This window comes from Microvirga aerophila, assembly GCF_003332305.1.
GTDB classification, from domain to species: domain Bacteria; phylum Pseudomonadota; class Alphaproteobacteria; order Rhizobiales; family Beijerinckiaceae; genus Microvirga; species Microvirga aerophila.
The window spans coordinates 102,594-120,311 of record NZ_QOIO01000014.1; the positions used below are offsets into that span (position 1 = coordinate 102,594).

The 17,718-nt window shown below is 59.7% G+C and carries 7 protein-coding genes; 1 reads left to right on the forward strand and 6 read right to left on the reverse strand.

Features of this window, described 5'->3' with window-relative positions; translation table 11 throughout:
• Nucleotides 1-581: 581 nt before the first annotated feature.
• The 3 genes from glgB to DRB19_RS09990 are packed head-to-tail and all read right to left on the reverse strand — an operon-like array spanning nt 582 to nt 9,112.
• Nucleotides 582-2,789, reverse strand: a complete 2,208-nt coding sequence (gene glgB, locus DRB19_RS09980) for a 1,4-alpha-glucan branching protein GlgB (protein WP_114185893.1) — start codon at nt 2,787-2,789, stop codon at nt 582-584.
• Nucleotides 2,786-6,103: a maltose alpha-D-glucosyltransferase gene (treS, locus tag DRB19_RS09985; RefSeq protein WP_114185894.1), complete on the reverse strand. Its 3,318-nt coding sequence runs from the start codon at nt 6,101-6,103 to the stop codon at nt 2,786-2,788. Before treS ends, glgB begins: the two co-directional genes overlap by 4 nt.
• Nucleotides 6,104-6,106: 3 nt before the next feature.
• Nucleotides 6,107-9,112, reverse strand: a complete 3,006-nt coding sequence (locus DRB19_RS09990; protein ID WP_245439377.1) for an alpha-1,4-glucan--maltose-1-phosphate maltosyltransferase — start codon at nt 9,110-9,112, stop codon at nt 6,107-6,109.
• A 1,073-nt stretch (nt 9,113-10,185) separates the two neighbouring features.
• Between DRB19_RS09990 and DRB19_RS09995 the strand changes: the two genes are divergently transcribed.
• Nucleotides 10,186-12,594, forward strand: coding sequence for a glycogen/starch/alpha-glucan phosphorylase (locus DRB19_RS09995; protein ID WP_245439379.1), 2,409 nt, complete (start codon nt 10,186-10,188; stop codon nt 12,592-12,594).
• Nucleotides 12,595-12,717: 123 nt separating this feature from the next.
• On the opposite strand, the gene DRB19_RS10000 is transcribed toward DRB19_RS09995, so the two are convergent.
• From DRB19_RS10000 to DRB19_RS10010, 3 genes are read right to left on the reverse strand one after another with little or no spacing between them, the layout of a single operon-like run.
• Entirely contained in the window at nt 12,718-14,955 is a 2,238-nt protein-coding gene (locus tag DRB19_RS10000; RefSeq protein ID WP_114185896.1) for a xanthine dehydrogenase family protein molybdopterin-binding subunit, read from the reverse strand.
• Nucleotides 14,956-14,966: 11 nt separating this feature from the next.
• A complete protein-coding gene (locus DRB19_RS10005) occupies nt 14,967-15,983 on the reverse strand; it encodes an FAD binding domain-containing protein (RefSeq protein WP_114185897.1) in 1,017 nt (338 codons plus the stop codon).
• Nucleotides 15,980-16,498, reverse strand: coding sequence for a (2Fe-2S)-binding protein (locus tag DRB19_RS10010; RefSeq protein ID WP_114185898.1), 519 nt, complete (start codon nt 16,496-16,498; stop codon nt 15,980-15,982). Before DRB19_RS10010 ends, DRB19_RS10005 begins: the two co-directional genes overlap by 4 nt.
• Between the last annotated feature and the right edge of the window lie 1,220 nt (nt 16,499-17,718).

Sequence of the window (17,718 nt, forward strand, 5' to 3'; positions counted from 1 at the left end):
ATCACCGGTCAACGCACAAGCTTCGCAGAAGCTCCATTCTGTCGTTTCCCTGGTGCGTATTTTTCATGGGCCGAGGGATCTAAACGTGGTTTTCGACCATGGGCCGAAAGGGGATGAGCGGGACCGGCCGAACTGGAAAAAATTCTCGTGGAAAATCGACGCCGTCTCGCACGATTATCACCCCGACGTCCCAAAATCGGTCCCAATTCATGCTGTAAGTTTGGCAAATGAAATCACGGGGGCTGCCACCTTCCCAAGCGGAGTGTCCTATGAGGCACAAGTTTAACGTTGGCCAGTCTGTCTATCCTGCGAAATCTCGGGTCAATAATCCCGATACATACCTGATCGTGCAGGTCCTGCCTGAGACCTCCTACGAACCGCAATATCGGGTCAAGGGCGTGTCGAGTGGGGTCGAATGCGTCGTCTGTGAGACCCAAATCAGCTCAAGCCGATTGTTGTCCGGAAATGCGATGTCTCCCATGCACCAAATGGAGAGGGAGAATCCTGCTCAGGTCGTCTGGTGCTAGCCGGGCTTCGGCCACAGAACGGGCTGCACTTCTTAAGCCCGGACGAAGGGACCGCTAAAACTTTTTCAGCAGAATGGTGCTGAGCGGCGGCAGGGTGAGCGCCAAGGAGGCGGGATGTCCGTGGGAAGGAGCATCCTCGCTCCAGACCACGCTGCCGTTCCCCATGTTGCTTCCTCCGTAAACAGCCGCATCCGTATTCATGATCTCGCGCCACTCGCCACGTTCGGGAACGCCAATCCGGTACTGATTCCGCGGAACAGGGGTCATGTTGCTCACGGCCAGGATGACGGAGCTTTTATCCTTTGAAAACCTCAACATGGCGAACACCGAGTTAGCGTGATCGTCCACGACCGCCCAGGCAAAACCATTTGGATTGCTGTCCGTGCCATGGAGCGCTGGTTCGTCCGCATAGACCCTGTTGAGATCGCGCACGAGTTTTTGGACGCCCGCGTGCAGGGGATGATCCAGAAGTTCCCACGAGAGCGAGGCATCGTGGTTCCATTCCCGCTCCTGCGCGATTTCGGCTCCCATGAAAAGCAGCTTCTTTCCAGGATGCGCCCACATGTATCCGAAATAGGCGCGCAAGTTTGCAAAACGCTGCCATTCATCCCCGGGCATCTTCCGGATCAACGAGCCTTTTCCGTGCACGACCTCATCGTGGGACAAGGGAAGGATGAACCGCTCCGAATAGGCATAGACCATGCCGAACGCGAAGGAGCCGTGGTTGTAGCTGCGGTAGATCGGATTTTGCTCCATGTAGTGGAGCGTGTCGTGCATCCATCCCATGTTCCATTTAAACGCAAAACCGAGCCCCCCCTCTTCGGTGGGCTTAGTCACTCCGGGCCACGCGGTGGATTCCTCCGCGATGGTAATCGCGCCATGGCAGCGATGGGTGATGATGCTGTTGAGGTGCTTGAAGAACTCGATGGCCTCCAGGTTTTCCCGTCCGCCATATTTGTTGGGAATCCACTCGCCAGCCTGGCGGCTATAGTCGCGATAGAGCATGGAAGCGACCGCATCCACACGAAGTGCGTCGATGTGGTAGCGCTCCAGCCAGTCGAGGGCGCTGGCGATCAGAAAGCCTTTCACCTCGTTGCGGCCCAGGTTGTAGATGAGCGTATTCCAGTCCTGGTGGAAACCCTCGCGGGGATCCTGATGCTCATAGAGAGCCGTCCCGTCGAACTGAGCCAGGCCGAAAACGTCCGTTGGGAAGTGAGCCGGGACCCAGTCCAAGATGACGCCGATGCCAGCTTCGTGGCAGCGGTCGATGAATCCGGCAAAGTCCTCGGGCGTCCCGTAACGCCCTGTGGGAGCAAAGAGCCCGAGCGGCTGATAGCCCCATGAGCCGCCGAACGGGTGCTCCATGATCGGAAGCAGTTCGATGTGAGTGAAGCCCAGCCCTTTTACGTAAGGAATCAGGCGGTTAGATAATTCTCCCCAGTCGAGGCTCCGGTTTTCATCCTCGGGGATGCGCAACCATGACCCGACATGGACCTCGTATACGGAAATTGGAGCGCTTTCGGACTGGCGCTCACTCCGGGAAGCCATCCATTCGGCGTCGGTCCAGCGGAACGGGTCGGACCGCGCAACGATGGACGCGCTTCCGGGCGCGGCTTCGCTGGAGCGTGCCACGGGATCGGCTTTCTGGGGAAGCAGTTGGCCATAGGGTCCGATCAGCTCGTATTTGTAGCGCTCTCCAGGGCCAAGGCGCGGGATGAACAGCTCCCAGATTCCAACGCCCGGGCGCAGGCGCATTGGGTTGCGTCGTCCATCCCAGCTGTTGAAATCTCCCACCACGGATACGCGCTGGGCGTTGGGGGCCCAAACGGCGAAGCGGACGCCTCGTACGCCGTCGATCGTCATCGGCTGGGCGCCGAGAACATGGCTGAGTTCGTAATGTGTCCCCTGCCCGATCAGATGGAGATCGAGGTCGCCGAGCAGCAACCCAAAGCTATATGGATCTTCCGTTTCTTGGACGGCGTCCGGCCAGAAGATCCGCAACCGGTGGGTGCCCGAGTGCTCGCCATAACCGGCGAACAGCCCGTCCGGATGAACGAGTTCGAGCTTCCCGAGGCTCGCCCCCGTTTCACGGTTCAGGAGTTCGACGGCCATTGCACCCGGCAGGAACACCCGCGTGATGCTGCCCGGCCCAGCCGAGTGCTGGCCGAGAACCGAGAAAGGATCGCCGTGGCGGCCTTCCACCAGGGCCTGGATCTGTGGTTCGTCAAGACCGGCGAGGAATATGTCGGGTCTTGCCGTCATGCATCTTCTCCATTGCCGATCTCTACGAGACGGTCCGCGATCCTGGCCAAGCCCTGAAGCGGGATCGCCAGCCATTTCGGGCGGTTGGCCGCTTCGTAATGGATCTCATACGCGGCTTTTTCGAGCAGGAACAGGTCAAGCAGCAAATCGCGCTTCCCGTCAAAGTATCCCAGGTGGGGAGCCTCGGCGACGACCTCCCAATAACCGTCCAGAAAAGCCTTCTGGGCTTCCGCGTGGAAGCGCTTGAGGAGCGCGGCGCGAACATCACGGAACTGCTGCGATGACATCTCCTCATCCGGTGTCGCAACGGAAACTGCCACATAATCGAGAGACCGCAACAGGCCGGCGACATCGCGGAGAGGGCTTGTCTTCGCCCGCCGCTCCTCGAGGCCTCGAAGAGGTTCGCCCTCGAAGTCGATGATGTAAGCATCCCCTTGGGCAACGAGAACCTGCCCGAGATGAAAGTCCCCGTGGATTCGCGTCAGAAGGGTGCCGCGACCGCTGTCCGCCAGACGGTCGACGGCCGAGACGAGCTGATCGCGCTGCGCGAGAAGCCTCCCGGCCAGACGGCTAGCCTCCGGATCAAGATCCTGATCCATTCCCTCCAGCAGATCGAAAGCCGACAGGAGTTGATCGCGCGCCCGGGTCTTCCAGCCTGCGATCGCGTCCGAATCAGCCTCGACCGGAGCGAAGGCAGGATCATCGGACGAGCCGGCCAGCGCCACATGGAGCTCGCCGAGCCTGCGCCCGACCACCGAGGCAAAATTCTCCAGGGTGATGAAGATGCCTTCTTCCCGTGCCCCCTCATTTTCGATCAAAACGTATTCTTCTACCGTACGCTTGAGGTTCTCAAGCATCCAGTTCCAGGCATCGCCCTGGTTGCGGATTGCGCCTTGTACGATCGCGAGAGTATGTGGCGTTCCATCCTCCGACGTGCGCACGATTTGGCCCAGCAGGGGCGCGGTGTTCTCGTACCCAACCTTCGTCAGATACTGCGTCATCTCCGCTTCCGGATGAATGCCGGCGAATACCCGTCGCACGAGCTTGATCATGGCGAGATCGCCGACGATCAGGGAGCTGTTCGACTGTTCGGCGGAGAGCCAGCGAATGGAAGCGTCCGGTGTGACCTCCATGCAATCCAGCTGGGAGGTCCCTAAAAACTGGATCTGACCGTCGGGAGTCGAGACGCTCGCGCGCTCGCACAGGGCGCGAAGAACCCCGTGGGCCCAGCGCTCCAACGCGAAACCATCCGTCAAGAAGCCGACCCGGGCCCCTCTTCGAACGCGCGCCAGGGCAAGCTGCTGCGGCAGGGGCGACGTGCTGTCCTTTTCCCACGCAATCCCGAGCGGCATGGAATAGCACTCGGTGCGGTCACCTACGGTGGCCTCGATCTCCGCGATCAGCACGTCTTCGGCAAACGGCATCGGCACGGCCCAGGAAATCCGGGTCTCTGACAGGTCCTCGTTCTTCGACGCGAACCAGCGCCGGATCGGAAGATAGGTTGGCAGGATATCCCGCGCGATCACCTGGGAATGCCGGTCTTCCAGGATTTCCTGAAGTTTCCCGCGCAGAACCAAGGTAGTGAACTCCGGCAACTGCTCCGGAGGCGACGTTCTCCATTTGGGGCTGTCGGCTTCCGAAATCAGCTGGAACCAATAGAACCCGTATGGCGGCAGCGTCAGCATGTAGGTCAGCTGCCCGATAGGTGGAAACGGCGACGGTCCCGTCATCTCGATCGGCACCTGGCCTGCGAAGGCGGACAGATCAAGCTCGACCGCCTGAGGGGTACGCGAAAGGTTTGCGACGCAGAGGATCGTTTCACCTTCATGCTCGCGCAGGTAAGCCAGGACCTTGCGGTTCGACGGATAAAGAAGTCGGAACGTTCCCCGGCCGAAGGCGTGGTGGCTTCCTCGAAGCGACAACATGCGGCGCATCCAGTTGAGGAGCGAGTGCTGATCGCGGCTCTGCGCCTCCACATTGACGGCCTCGAAGCCGTAGAGAGGATCCATGATCGGCGGCAAGACCTGGCTCGCGGGGTCTGCCCGCGAGAAGCCGCCGTTTCGATCCGGCGACCATTGCATGGGCGTTCTGACCCCATCCCGATCGCCCAGATGGATGTTGTCGCCCATGCCGATCTCATCGCCATAATAGATGACGGGCGTTCCGGGCATGGACAGGAGAAGCGCATTCATCAGCTCGATGCGACGGCGGTCGCGCTGCATCAAGGGGGCCAGCCTGCGGCGAATCCCGAGGTTGATGCGGGCTCTCTTGTCAGCCGCATAGGTATCCCAGAGATAGTCGCGCTCCTCGTCCGTCACCATTTCGAGAGTCAGCTCGTCATGGTTGCGGAGGAACACCGCCCACTGGCAATTCTCTGGAATTTCCGGCGTCTGACGGAGAATGTCCGTAATCGGGAAGCGGTCTTCCCTGGCAATGGCCATGTACATGCGCGGCATGAGTGGGAAGTGGAATGCCATATGGCACTCATCGCCATCGCCGAAATATTCCTGCGTGTCCTCGGGCCATTGGTTGGCTTCGGCCAGCAGCATTCGGTCCGGGTAGGTCGCATCGAGAGCCGCACGGATCTTCTTCAGGACCACATGGGTTTCCGGAAGGTTCTCGTTATTGGTTCCCTCGCGCTCCACCAGATAGGGAATCGCATCCAAGCGCAGGCCGTCGATTCCCATATCGAGCCAGAAGCGCATGACGCTCAAGACTTCCTTGAGAACGCGCGGATTGTCGAAGTTGAGATCGGGCTGGTGGGAGTAGAAGCGGTGCCAGAAATAGGCTCCAGCGGTCGAGTCCCAGGTCCAGTTCGATTTCTCCGTGTCGAGAAAGATGATGCGCGTCTCGGGGTATTTGTGATCCGTATCCGACCAGACATAAAAGTCGCGATCACTTGAACCAGGCTTCGCGCGTCGGGCGCGCTGAAACCAGGGATGCTGATCGGATGTGTGGTTGATCACGAGTTCCGTAATCACCCGCAATCCCCGCGCATGAGCTTCGCGCACGAAGGCCTTGAACTCCTTCAGGGTTCCATAGTCCGAGCTCACATCCCGGTATTCGGCGATGTCGTAGCCGTCATCAAGGCGCGGCGAAGGATAGAAGGGCAACAGCCAGACCGTGTTGACGCCAAGAGACGCAATATAATCCAGCTTGGCCAGCAGGCCCGCGAAATCTCCGATGCCGTCATTATTGGCATCGAAAAATGACTTCACGTGCAGCTGGTAGATGATCGCATCTTTGTACCAGAGCGGATCGTTGCCGAGCGACGAACTGGCGGCTTTGGTCGACGTATCGTTCTTCTTGAGCATTCTCTAGTCCTTCGGAGCAACACGCCAAATCGAGAAAGGAAGTTCCCCCGGATCGCACCGCACGCGCTGAGTCTTGCCAGTCCAGGTAAAGCGCTGATGCCGCATGAGATCCTCCACAGCGAGGGATCCATGATCGGGCAGGCCAAAATGCCAGAGCGGGATCTCCACGTCGGCTTCCTGAACGTTGTGGGGGTCGAGGCTGATCGCCACGAGCAGAACGTTCTCCCGGCCGGGGGTCGCCTTCTCGAAGAACAGAATGTTGTCGTTCCAGGCGTTGAGGAACGTGACGCCATGATGCGAGTGAAGCGCCGGATTGTCGCGCCGGATCCGGTTCAGACTTGAGATCTCGCCGATGATGTTGCCGGCGCGGTTCCAATCCCAGGCCCTTATCTCGTATTTCTCGCTGTCGGCATATTCCTTTTTCTTCGCGTCCGGCCTGCCCTCGCAAAGCTCGAAGCCGCTATACATGCCCCACAACCCTGAGAGTGTCGTCGCAAGTGCCGTGCGGATCAGATAAGCCGACCGCGGTGCGTTCTGCAGGAAGTCGGGATTGATATCGGGCGTATTCACGAAGAAATGCGGGCGGAAGAAATCCTTCGGGGCCGTCTGGGTGAGTTCCGTCAGATATTCCGTCAGTTCCGATTTCGTGTTGCGCCAAGTGAAGTAGGTATACGACTGCGAGAATCCAATCTTGGCGAGGCGGTACATGACCTTCGGGCGTGTGAAGGCCTCGGACAGGAAGGCCACGTCCGGGTGGTCGCGACGGACATCGGCGATGAGCCACTCCCAGAACGGGAACGGCTTCGTGTGCGGATTGTCGATGCGAAAGAGCTTAACGCCCTGCTCTACCCAAAGCAGGATCATGTCCCTCAATTCCACCCACAGGGACGGCATCGCTCCCTTGGCATAGAAGTCGACGTTGACGATGTCCTCGTACTTTTTCGGAGGATTTTCGGCGTATTTGATGCTGCCATCAGGCCGCCAATCGAACCAGCCCGGGTGCTCTTTCAGCCAGGGGTGATCAGGTGAGGCCTGTACGGCAATATCAAGCGCCAATTCCAGCCCATGCTCAGCGGCAGCCGAGACAAGTCGCCTGAAATCCTCGAAAGTACCGAGCTCCGGATGAATGGCGTCATGACCGCCGGCCTCAGAGCCGATCGCATAGGGACTGCCAGGATCGTCAGGCCCCGCTGTGAGGCTGTTGTTCTTCCCTTTCCGGTGCGTGCGGCCGATCGGATGAATCGGGGTCAGGTAAAGGACGTCGAAACCCATGTCGCGAATGGCCGGGAGCCGGCGGATCACGTCGTCGAAGGTACCATGCCTGTTGGGATCACCGCTTTGCGAGCGTGGAAATAGCTCGTACCAGCTCGCGAAGCCTGCCGCCGTGCGCTCGGCATCAAGAGGAATCGGCGTCGATCGCAAACGATAAGGCCGGGGGTCCGCCGACGTCATCACGTCCAATGTGTCGGAGGCCAACAATATATCCAGACGGACCGTGTAATCAGCCCCCGCGAGCCTTTCAGCAATCGGGCGGACCCGGTCCGCAACATCGCCGTGCGTCTGCGAAAGGATCTCCTCGATCAGGAGGCGTCCCTCCTCCAGTTCGAGGGTCACGTCGAGGCCCGCGTCGTTTTTCTTGACCAGTTCCGAGTGGAAGATGGCGAACGGGTTGCGCCACGTTTCAACGGCGAATTCGTACCGTCCCATCCGTTCCAGCGGAAAGCTCCCACGCCACCGGTCGTTGACCACGAGCGTCATAGGAGCCTCGCGCCACTGCGACTCATCGGCCGCACGCCAGAGCAGCGAGGCCGCCAGCGGATCGTGTCCATCGCCGAAGATGTCCGCTTCGACACGAACAAGCTCGCCGACGATCCTCTTGACCGGAAACTCGCCGCCACCCACTGCCGGCGTGATATTCTCGATGATAAGCCGTGGCGCGACGATTGCATCGTCAACCGACACAGCGGGAACAGCCGACTTGATGCTCGTCAGAGGGTGCCCCTCAAGAATCGTGATCTCGCCGGGCCGGAGCCTGACAGTGCTGGCTGGCGTCAGTTCGAGCCCATCCTCCCGGACATCGCGGAACGTGACGAAACGAGATCCAACCTCGGACACCAAAAAGGATCCCGCCGCCTCGGTGCTGCGTCGAAGGTCCGCGTTCACCAGGATAAGCCGAGCCGCGTTCGCATGACGAACGTCTTCCGCGTCGACTCTTATGACTGCAGTCACGGGTGAAGCCTGGTCGATGAGGGCTCTTGTAGGCTTGCGCGAGAACCGTCCATCATCTCGTGCGAGATACTCATTCGCGGCCTTTACATCTCGGGAGATGTCGATATTCCCCTTATCCCGCAGCCCGGCGATGCCCATGCCATCGCCGTGGTCTGGCTCGTACCGGTCCCGGCATCCGAACTCGAACCCCATGGGCACGAGAAGTCCGTCTCCGGCCGCGGCGGCAAGCCACAAAGCACGGATGGCCCGACGCTCCAGAATTTCTTGCGTTTCGACCTGGCGCGCCAGGCGCTTGTCAAAAGGCGCTTCCGGGAACGCAATCTCATGGCCGATGCTGCGGTGGAGATCGTGTTCATCGACGATCCAGCTCTCTCGGAAGTCCCACCAGCAGAGTGACGAGAATACACCGTCAAATCCAGCTTCGCGCAGCTCGCCTCGCGTTTCAGAGCGCGTCCCCGGCGTCCAGGCAAGAAAACGCACGTTTGACGACTTGTCCCGCGCGGCTTCGATCAACTGCGCCCAAACGGCAGGCGGCACATTGTCGACGTGAAGGCAGCGGAATCCAGAGATGCCCGCCTCAATGAGCCGCCGTGTTCGATCGTTCAGCAAGGTTATATAATCAGCATGAACAGGCGCCCCGCTGTCGAACGGTATGACCACCGCGTCGCGGTCAGCCGGATCAAGGCGTGGATCAAGGATATCCATATCCGAGGCGTCTAAACCGAGATCGCGAGCAATCCGGCTGTCAGCTGCGACACGGTCCGCAACCAGGTCGAGCATAAGAGACAGGCCCCGCGCGCGTGCCTTCTCGACAAGTCGTGCGATCTCTGTTGATGCATCCCCTCCGCCAAGTGCAGGATGAATTCTGTCCGCGTCACCAGTCAGAAAAACGCTACCGCCGCGACCTGGCGCGAATAGCGGGGCTGTCAGTACGGTGTCAAATCCTAACTCGGCCGCGTGGTCGAACGTCTTGTCCCATGCATCGACCTGACCTGCGAGCAGTGGATGGACATAATAGATCCGCGGCGCCGCGGATCTGGATTCCCCCGACTGCAACGAATGATCTGTGAGGTGGCCTTCTTCTGATGACACGATTTCGCCCGTTGCTGTTCGGTCTGATCAATCGGTGGCGACCTCGCAGCCGGCAAACAGTCGCAAGCCGACCTAGACCGGTAGAGTTCCCCGTCAGAAAAACAGCACCTGGACGCCTTTGTTCCTGGCAAAACCAACATCATCGGAAGATGGAGCGCGCCTATCCGCGACGCAGCGGACACGCAACAAGTGAATGAAACTCTCTCAAGAGCCACTTCAGGCGCGCAGGCCGTTCCTGCTATCAACCGAAAGCAATGTTATGCAATTTCGCGCCTCCGTGTCGCAGGTTTGGAAGCGATAGCAAATCCACGAGGGACCCAATTCGATCGTCCTCGACACATCCGGTCAGGAGACCAAAGCTGTTGTTTGGGTATATAGGCTGCGGGTTGCGAAGGCTGGACGTTGAGCCTGTACGCTGCGTCGTCACGGCCGTCAAAGATGAGGTTACTTCTTCAGAGGCTCTGTTAGGGTCAAACGAGCGATCCGCTAGATTCATTCGAGTGCGGCGGGCCGCCACGGTTTAGCACCGTTTTAAGCATTGTCGGTGAATGTTATTGTCAAGTCGATGCTCACTCCCCGAACAGGGAGTATTGATGATTATACGTTCAGATTGTTTATTTCGTCTGACGTAGAAAGATTATAGGTTACTCGTGCAAGGCTTAGATCAGAATTCATTGGCCACGCTGGAATTCGACGACAGGTCCTCGTCAGTAGTTCCCAAGGACATCGTCACAGCCGCGCTTCCCATAGATGAAAGCGCCGTGCTCGTTCTCCGAAACGCCATTCTGGCCAAGCTGACCTATGCCGTCGGGACAACCCCCGCCCATGCGAAGGACCGAGACTGGTTCGTGGCCACAGCTCTGGCGGTACGGGATCGTATCGTCGATCGGTGGGCGTCCTCCCATGGGGCTGACGGTCAGGCCGGCCGCAAGCACGTTTACTATCTTTCTCTCGAGTTTCTGATCGGACGGCTCCTGTCCGATACCCTGCACAACCTCCGCCTAACCGAGCCCGTACGGGAAGCTCTTGCAGGTCTTGGCGTCGACTTGGACGAGCTTCGCTCCATCGAGCCCGATGCCGCTCTTGGAAATGGCGGTCTGGGCCGTCTTGCGGCCTGCTTCATGGAAAGCATGGCGAGCCTTGAGGTGCCGGCTTACGGGTACGGTATCCGCTACGAGCACGGTCTTTTCCGCCAAATCATTCTCGATGGGCGGCAATACGAGCAGCCTGAGGATTGGCTGTGCCAGGGCAACCCGTGGGAGTTCGAGCGGTCGGACGTGATCCACCCTGTCGGTTTCGGGGGCACGTCCGAGGAGGTTCAGGCTCCTGACGGATCACGAGCCTTCGTCTGGATCCCGGCCGAGACGGTGCAAGCCGTCGCATACGACACGCCGATTGTCGGCTGGCGAGGGCGTCACGTGAATGCTCTGCGGCTCTGGTCAGCGCGGGCAACCGAATGCCTGTTGCTTGATGCGTTCAACATGGGCGACCATGTGGGCGCGCTCGCGAGCCGGACGCGAGTCGAAGCGATCTCCCGCGTGCTCTACCCGGGAGACACGACGGATGCCGGGCGGGAGCTGCGCCTGCGCCAAGAATTCTTCTTCACCTCCGCGTCCTTGCAGGATTTGCTGGCCCGCCACATCCGTCTCCATGGCGATCTCGCCACTCTGCCCGATTACGCTGCTCTCCAGCTCAACGACACGCATCCGGCCATCGCCGTCGCCGAGCTGATGCGGCTCCTCATCGACGAGCATCGCTTCCACTGGGAGGACGCGTGGGCCATTACGACCAAGACCCTGAACTACACGAACCATACTCTATTGCCGGAGGCTCTCGAGCGGTGGCCCGTATCGTTGCTGGAGCGCGTCCTTCCGCGCCACCTTCAGATCATTTACCAGATCAATTGGCTGCACCTTGAACCCCTCACCCGCGGTGAGATCGACGTCGATCTTGTCAAGTCGCTGTCGGTAATCGACGAGAGCGGCGGGCGTTATGTTCGCATGGGCCATCTTGCGTTCATCGGAGCCAACAAGGTCAATGGGGTGTCTGCGCTCCATACTCAGCTCATGCGCCAGACCGTGTTCCGCGACCTCCACGCCGTCTATCCGACGCGGATTGTCAACAAGACGAACGGGATCACCTTCAGGCGCTGGCTCCATCAGGCGAACCCACGCTTAAGCGCACTCCTGGTCGATGAGCTTGGCGAAGAGGTCCTCGACCAGCCTGATGCCCTCCTCGGCCTAGAAAAGCTCGCGGACGATCAAGCTTTCCAGAATCTGTTCAGGAAACAGCGGGCTGCCGCCAAAGCAGACCTCGCGAAGGTCGTGGCCGAGCTCCTCGGTGAGACAATCAGTCCGGACGCTCTGTTCGATGTGCAAATCAAGCGCATCCACGAATACAAGCGGCAGCTTTTGAATATCTTGGAAGCGATTGCACTCTATAGCGCCATTCGCGCCGAGCCCGAGCGGCACTGGGTTCCCCGCGTGAAGATCCTTGCCGGCAAAGCCGCCGCGAGCTATCACCAGGCGAAGCTGATCATCAAGCTTGCCAACGATGTAGCGAAGGTCATCAACAGCGACCCACTCGTAGCGGGAAGGCTGAAAGTCGTCTTCCTTCCAAACTACAATGTCAGCCTCGCCGAGGCCATTGTACCCGCCGCGGATCTATCCGAGCAGATCTCGACCGCCGGCATGGAAGCGTCCGGGACAGGCAATATGAAACTTGCGCTCAACGGCGCGCTCACCATCGGCACGCTCGATGGAGCCAACGTGGAAATCCGCGAGTGCGTTGGCGCCGAGAACATCTTCATCTTCGGCCTGACGGCTCAGGAAGTAGAAGCTCGTCGCAGGAGCACGGCGCATCAGGAGCCTGATGCATGGTCGGCGCGGCTTCGAGGAGCACTGGAACTGATAAGGGTCGGCACTTTCTCGCCTGATGAGCCGCACCGCTTCGATCCCTTGCTCCATGCCCTCGCGGTCGATGACCTCTTCATGGTCACAGCCGATTTCGATGCATATTGGGCGGCTCAGCGCCAAGTGGACGATCTATGGCAGTCGCCTTCGGCTTGGTGGCGCGCAAGCATATTGAACACAGCCAGGGTCGCGTGGTTCTCCTCGGATCGCACGATCCGTGAATATGCCGAAGAAATCTGGCGGGTTCCAGTCCAATAGCCGGCGAGGCATTAGATCAAGGATCGAAGTGTTTCGACCGCCGTGATCGTTCGAGCGGCGGCTTGAACTGAGCTCGGTCCTTCGAGGTCGTGGGGCTGGGCTTCGATAGAATGGGCAAGCTTACTACTTGAGCAGCTTGTCGATGGTGATCGGGTAGTCGCGGATGCGTTTGCCTGTTGCGTGATAGATCGCATTTCCGATCGCCGCTGCGGTTCCCACAACGCCGATCTCACCGACCCCTTTGACACCCATCGGGTTCAGCTTGTCTTCATGCTCCGACACGAAGATCACGTCGATATCGTAGATGTCGGCATTCACCGGCACATGATATTCAGCCAGACTATGGTTCATGAAGCGCCCAAGGTTGTGGTCGAGCATCGACTCTTCCTCAAGCGCCATCCCGATGCCGAAAACGACGCCGCCCAGGATCTGACTGCGTGCCGTCTTGGGATTGAGAATGGTACCCGCCGCGACCGCGTTCACGATCCGTGTGACGCGAACGATGCCGAGTCCCTCGTCCACCCTCACCTCCGCGAAAACAGCCGAATGCGAGTAGCCCGAATAGCTCATGCTCGTCTGTAGGCTGGGACTTGCCTTTTCTTCGGCTTCGATTCGGTCAACGCCGCCAGCCTGCATTGCTTGAGCAAAGGTGACGCTGGAGCTTGGATCGTTCGTTAGCAGGATCTTTCCATTCGCGAAGGTCACCTGTTCGATGCTTGCATTGGCCAGAGGTGAATCGTCCATCTGGCGGGCATATTTAAAGAGCTTCTCCCGAACGGTCTGACAGGCCGTCTGTACGGCGGAACCGGCCGAGGCAGCGGTCCAGGAACCGCCCTGCACAGGCGATTTCGGCAAGCTTGAATCCCCGATCCGTGCGGTGACATCCTCCATGTTGACGCCAAGCGTGTCGGCGGCGATCTGGGTCAGGATCGTATATGTGCCGGTTCCGATATCTGCAGTTGCAGAGGAAACCTCAAGTTTTCCATCTTGCGTGAGAACAGCGCGGGCTGCCGTCTTCTGCATGATCGCTTCCCAGACGCCCGTCGCCATTCCCCATCCGACCAGTTCTCGTCCGTCGCGCATGGAGCGGGGCTCAGGATTGCGTTTGCTCCAGCCGAAGCGCTCCGCGCCGATCTGGTAGCAGGCCCTGAGCTCCTTGCTGGTAAAGCCCTTCTTGTTAGCTTCGTCCGTCTCGGTATAATTCCGCAAGCGAAGTTCGATGGGATCGATGCCGGTTGCATAGGCAAGCTCGTCCATAGCGGTTTCGATCGCCGTGACGCCGATGGCCGCTCCGGGCGCCCGCATGTCGATGGGCGTATAGGTATCGACCTGCGCCAGCTTGTACGTCAGCTTGACGTTGTCGCAGTGGTAGAGCAGGTTCGACCAGTTCACTACCACCTCCTGGTAATCCTCCCAGGGTGAGGTTGTTTGGATGGCGTCGTGCATGATCGATTGCAACTTGCCATCGGGTCCCGCGCCTAATGAAATGGTCTGTATCGTCAAAGGCCGATAGCCGAAGGTAAACATCTGGTCGCGGGTCAGCACGACCCGGATGGACCGCTTGAGTTCAAGCGCAGCCATGACAGCGAGAAACAGCTGATATTGCGGGCGCAGGCCCGAGCCGAATGCTCCGCCGACAAAGGGCGCAACGACCTGCACGTCATCGCTGGACAGACCGAAGACGCTTGCGACATAGCTCTGACTATTCTGCGCGCCCTGGGTCTTGTCGTGGATGACGAGCTTGCCTCCCTCCTGATAGATGACCGTTGAGGCATGGGGCTCCATCGGGTTGTGATGCTCGATAGCGACCCGGTACTCATGATGAATCTTCACGGGAGCCTGAACGAAAGCCTCCTCCGCATCTCCGCGGGGGCTCGGGGGCTCCTTGACGCCCGACCGCTTGCGGGGCGGCGCATAGGCTTCGTTCTTAGCGAGATCGATGTCCGTCAGGTGCGTGTCGGTTTCATACTCGATCTGCACGAGGGACGCCGCACAAGCGGCGATCTCGTATTCTTCGGCGACGACGAGAGCCACCGGCTGGCCGCTGTAGACGACCGCGTCGTCATAAAGCGGCCGAAACGGAGATCCCGGAGGAGCGGTTTCGTCTCGATAACTGCGATCAAACCAAGCCGTACGCGAGCGGTTCTCGTGCGTGAAGACCTGTATCACGCCTGGCACCGCCAAGGCCGCCGACGCGTCGATGGACGTTATCCGCCCTTTCGCAATCGCGCTCGATACAACGATGCCGTAAGCAAGGTTCGGCGCATCGAATTCAGCAGCGTATTGAGCCGCGCCAGTGACCTTGGCCCGTCCGTCGACCCGGTTCTGGGGAACGCCGATATAACCGTTCGCCTGCAACATTGGCCTTGTCCTTACTGAATTCGCTTGTCGGTCTGCGACTGAGGGGTTCCCGCGGCGGCCTGAGAGAGCGCTGTGACGATCGCGCGCCGGGCGAGGTCAATCTTGAAGGCGTTGTCGTCAAAGGCTTTCGCGTCCCTGAGGATGTAATCAGCCACATCTGCAAAGCGCTCAGCGGATGCGGCCTGGCCACGAAGCATGTTCTCGGCCTCAGAGTCGCGCCAGGGCTTATGGGCAACGCCTCCGAGGGCGAGCCGTGCCTCCGCGATCGTCCTCCCGTCTATCCGCAACGCGGCCGCAACCGACACGAGCGCGAATGCGTAGGACAGACGGTCGCGTAACTTCAAATAGGTGTAGTTCGTGCCGAAATCCGCTGGCGGGAGTTCTACCGCAAGGATCATCTCACCATGCCGCAGGTTGGTGTCGATCTCGGGTGTGTCTCCAGGCAGACGGTGGAAATCCGCCATGGAGATTGCTCGCGTTCCATCGGGACCCGCAACGTGAACAACTGCTTCCAGCGCAGCCAGAGCAACGCACATGTCGGACGGATGCGTCGCGATGCAATGGTTGCTCGTGCCCAGGATCGCGTGAATGCGGTTGCGCCCGAAGGATGCGGGGCACCCTGTGCCGGGCTCACGCTTGTTGCATGGGGTTCCAGAGTCGTAGAAATAGTAGCAGCGGGTCCGCTGAAGAAGGTTGCCGCCGGTGGTGGCGGCGTTGCGAAGCTGTGGCGAGGCGCCGGCCATGATTGCGCTGGACAGCAACGGGTATCGCGCCTGGATACGAGGATCATGAGCGGCAGCGTCATTCGTCACCAAAGCCCCGACACGAAGACCACCTCCGTCGGTCTCCTCAATCTCGTTGAGCGGTAGACGGGTGATGTCGATGAGCCGCTCCGGACGCTCCACGTTGTATTTCATCAGGTCGATGAGGTTGGTGCCGCCCGCGATGAAACGCGCAGTGGGATCGGTCACGACCTCGCGAACAGCCTCGTCGATGCTTTCCGCCCGCACGTAGGAGAAGCGGTTCATGGCTTTGCCTCCCGGGCGTTTGAGCCGATCACCTGCTCGATTGCATCGACGATGTTGGTATAGGCGCCACAGCGGCAGATGTTGCCGCTCATGAGCTCGCGGATCTCGTCCCGGGTTTGCGCCCTGCCCTCCTGGATGAGACCAACGCCGGAACAGACCTGACCCGGAGTGCAGTAGCCACACTGGAAGGCATCGTGGTCGATGAATGCCTGCTGCAGGGGATGCAGCCCACCATCCGTCGCAAGGCCTTCGATGGTTGTGATGCTGGATCCGTCTTTCATCACCGCAAAGGCCATGCACGAATTGATCCGCTTACCGTCGATGAGAACCGTACAGGCTCCGCACTGCCCGTGATCGCAGCCCTTTTTCGTGCCGGTCAGGTTGAGATGATCGCGCAGAAGGTCGAGCAGAACGGTCCACGGCAGAACCTCCAGCCGCTTCGTCTCGCCGTTGATCGTGAGAGTGACTGGGATTCGCTCGGGCAGTGCTGATGAATCACGTTGGGGCGCACTCAAATCAGACCTCCCTCGAACTGCCAGTCGGGCGCTGCCGCCGGTTTGACCAGGCAAGGCGAATAGCCTCCAAGTCACCTTCGTCGCATGGTGCAGCAGCCAGCAATAAACGTTCGCTAACGGTTCAGCTGAGGCAAGGTTCCGGCCAATCTCGGGACGGGCAAGGTTCGGGAGGCCTCGGAAATAGTCGCGAAACAGTCGGGCATTCCATCGGCTGCCCTCGGACGTGGAGGTAATGGCGACCCCGGCAGGGCTCGAACCTGCGACCTACTGCTTAGAAGGCAGACGACCGACTGCTTGCGAAGCAGTATCTCACGGTGCATTCGTCATCGGATCTGCAACTGTTTGGAAGCTGGCTTTGGGCAACCTGGACAAAAACCTAGACACTTCATGCGCCGAATTTTCGTTTCGACCGTTCCCGATACTCCGGTAAGGGTGCCAGCCTTGGCAGTCATAAATTGGAAAGACAGTTACGGCTTGCATCCTACGCGCGAGATTATCGTCCGGAATGCTCGGATTTGCCAGCCTCACACATAGCACCACCGGCGAGGCCCTGCTCCCGGCCGCCTTTGCTTCACGCTCCAACCTCTGGAGTCAGTAGATAACCCTCGAAGCGGGCAGGCTCATGGTGGTGCTGCCAGAATTCAGCGCCACACCCTAGCCGATGCACCCTCTCCATACGCCGGACAGGCGGGTCACGCCGAAGCTCCGCAGCTTCATAGATTTCGCGCTGGGGATCTTCGACCGGCACGAGCCAGACCAAAACCTGCCCTGCCGATTGAAGAACCTCAATGGGCCGTGGCAAAAAAACGGACGGGCCGCTCCGTGGGCAGAATTAGATTCCTAGCACAGCTCGGTAGGTGGGGCCCCGGTAAAGGTCGATAGGGTCGTATAAGCAATTCGTCATGGCGGGGCTTGATCCCGTTCTGACACACTCGATCAACGCCGTCTTTAGGCGTGGCCGTGTATAGGTCTGCTTGCGGCCCGAACACGGAAGTCCGGCTAAGGTCCGCCCAGTGCCAGAAGGCGACATTCCGGGCCCACAGATCTCGCAGGTCAAATCCTCGACCGCTAACAGGCAGATGTAGAATTTCGGCCTTCGGCAGCAACGGTTACAAGGCCTTCTCCAGGGGACTGATTCGGAGACATGCTATCCGTGATAGCCGCGGCGAAATGGGGAGAGGATTGAGCGTGGGCGGCTCCGGCCAGGACAAGCGCCATCG

Bases quoted from the DNA above. Each gene is read 5' to 3' on its own strand.
- DRB19_RS10005 (WP_114185897.1), bottom strand. From the start codon at position 15,983: ATGAACCGCTTCTCCTACGTGCGGGCGGAAAGCATCGACGAGGCTGTT.
- DRB19_RS10000 (WP_114185896.1), bottom strand. From the start codon at position 14,955: ATGTTGCAGGCGAACGGTTATATCGGCGTTCCCCAGAACCGGGTCGAC.
- treS (WP_114185894.1), bottom strand. From the start codon at position 6,103: ATGCTCAAGAAGAACGATACGTCGACCAAAGCCGCCAGTTCGTCGCTC.
- glgB (WP_114185893.1), bottom strand. From the start codon at position 2,789: ATGACGGCAAGACCCGACATATTCCTCGCCGGTCTTGACGAACCACAG.
- DRB19_RS09990 (WP_245439377.1), bottom strand. From the start codon at position 9,112: ATGCTCGACCTGGTTGCGGACCGTGTCGCAGCTGACAGCCGGATTGCT.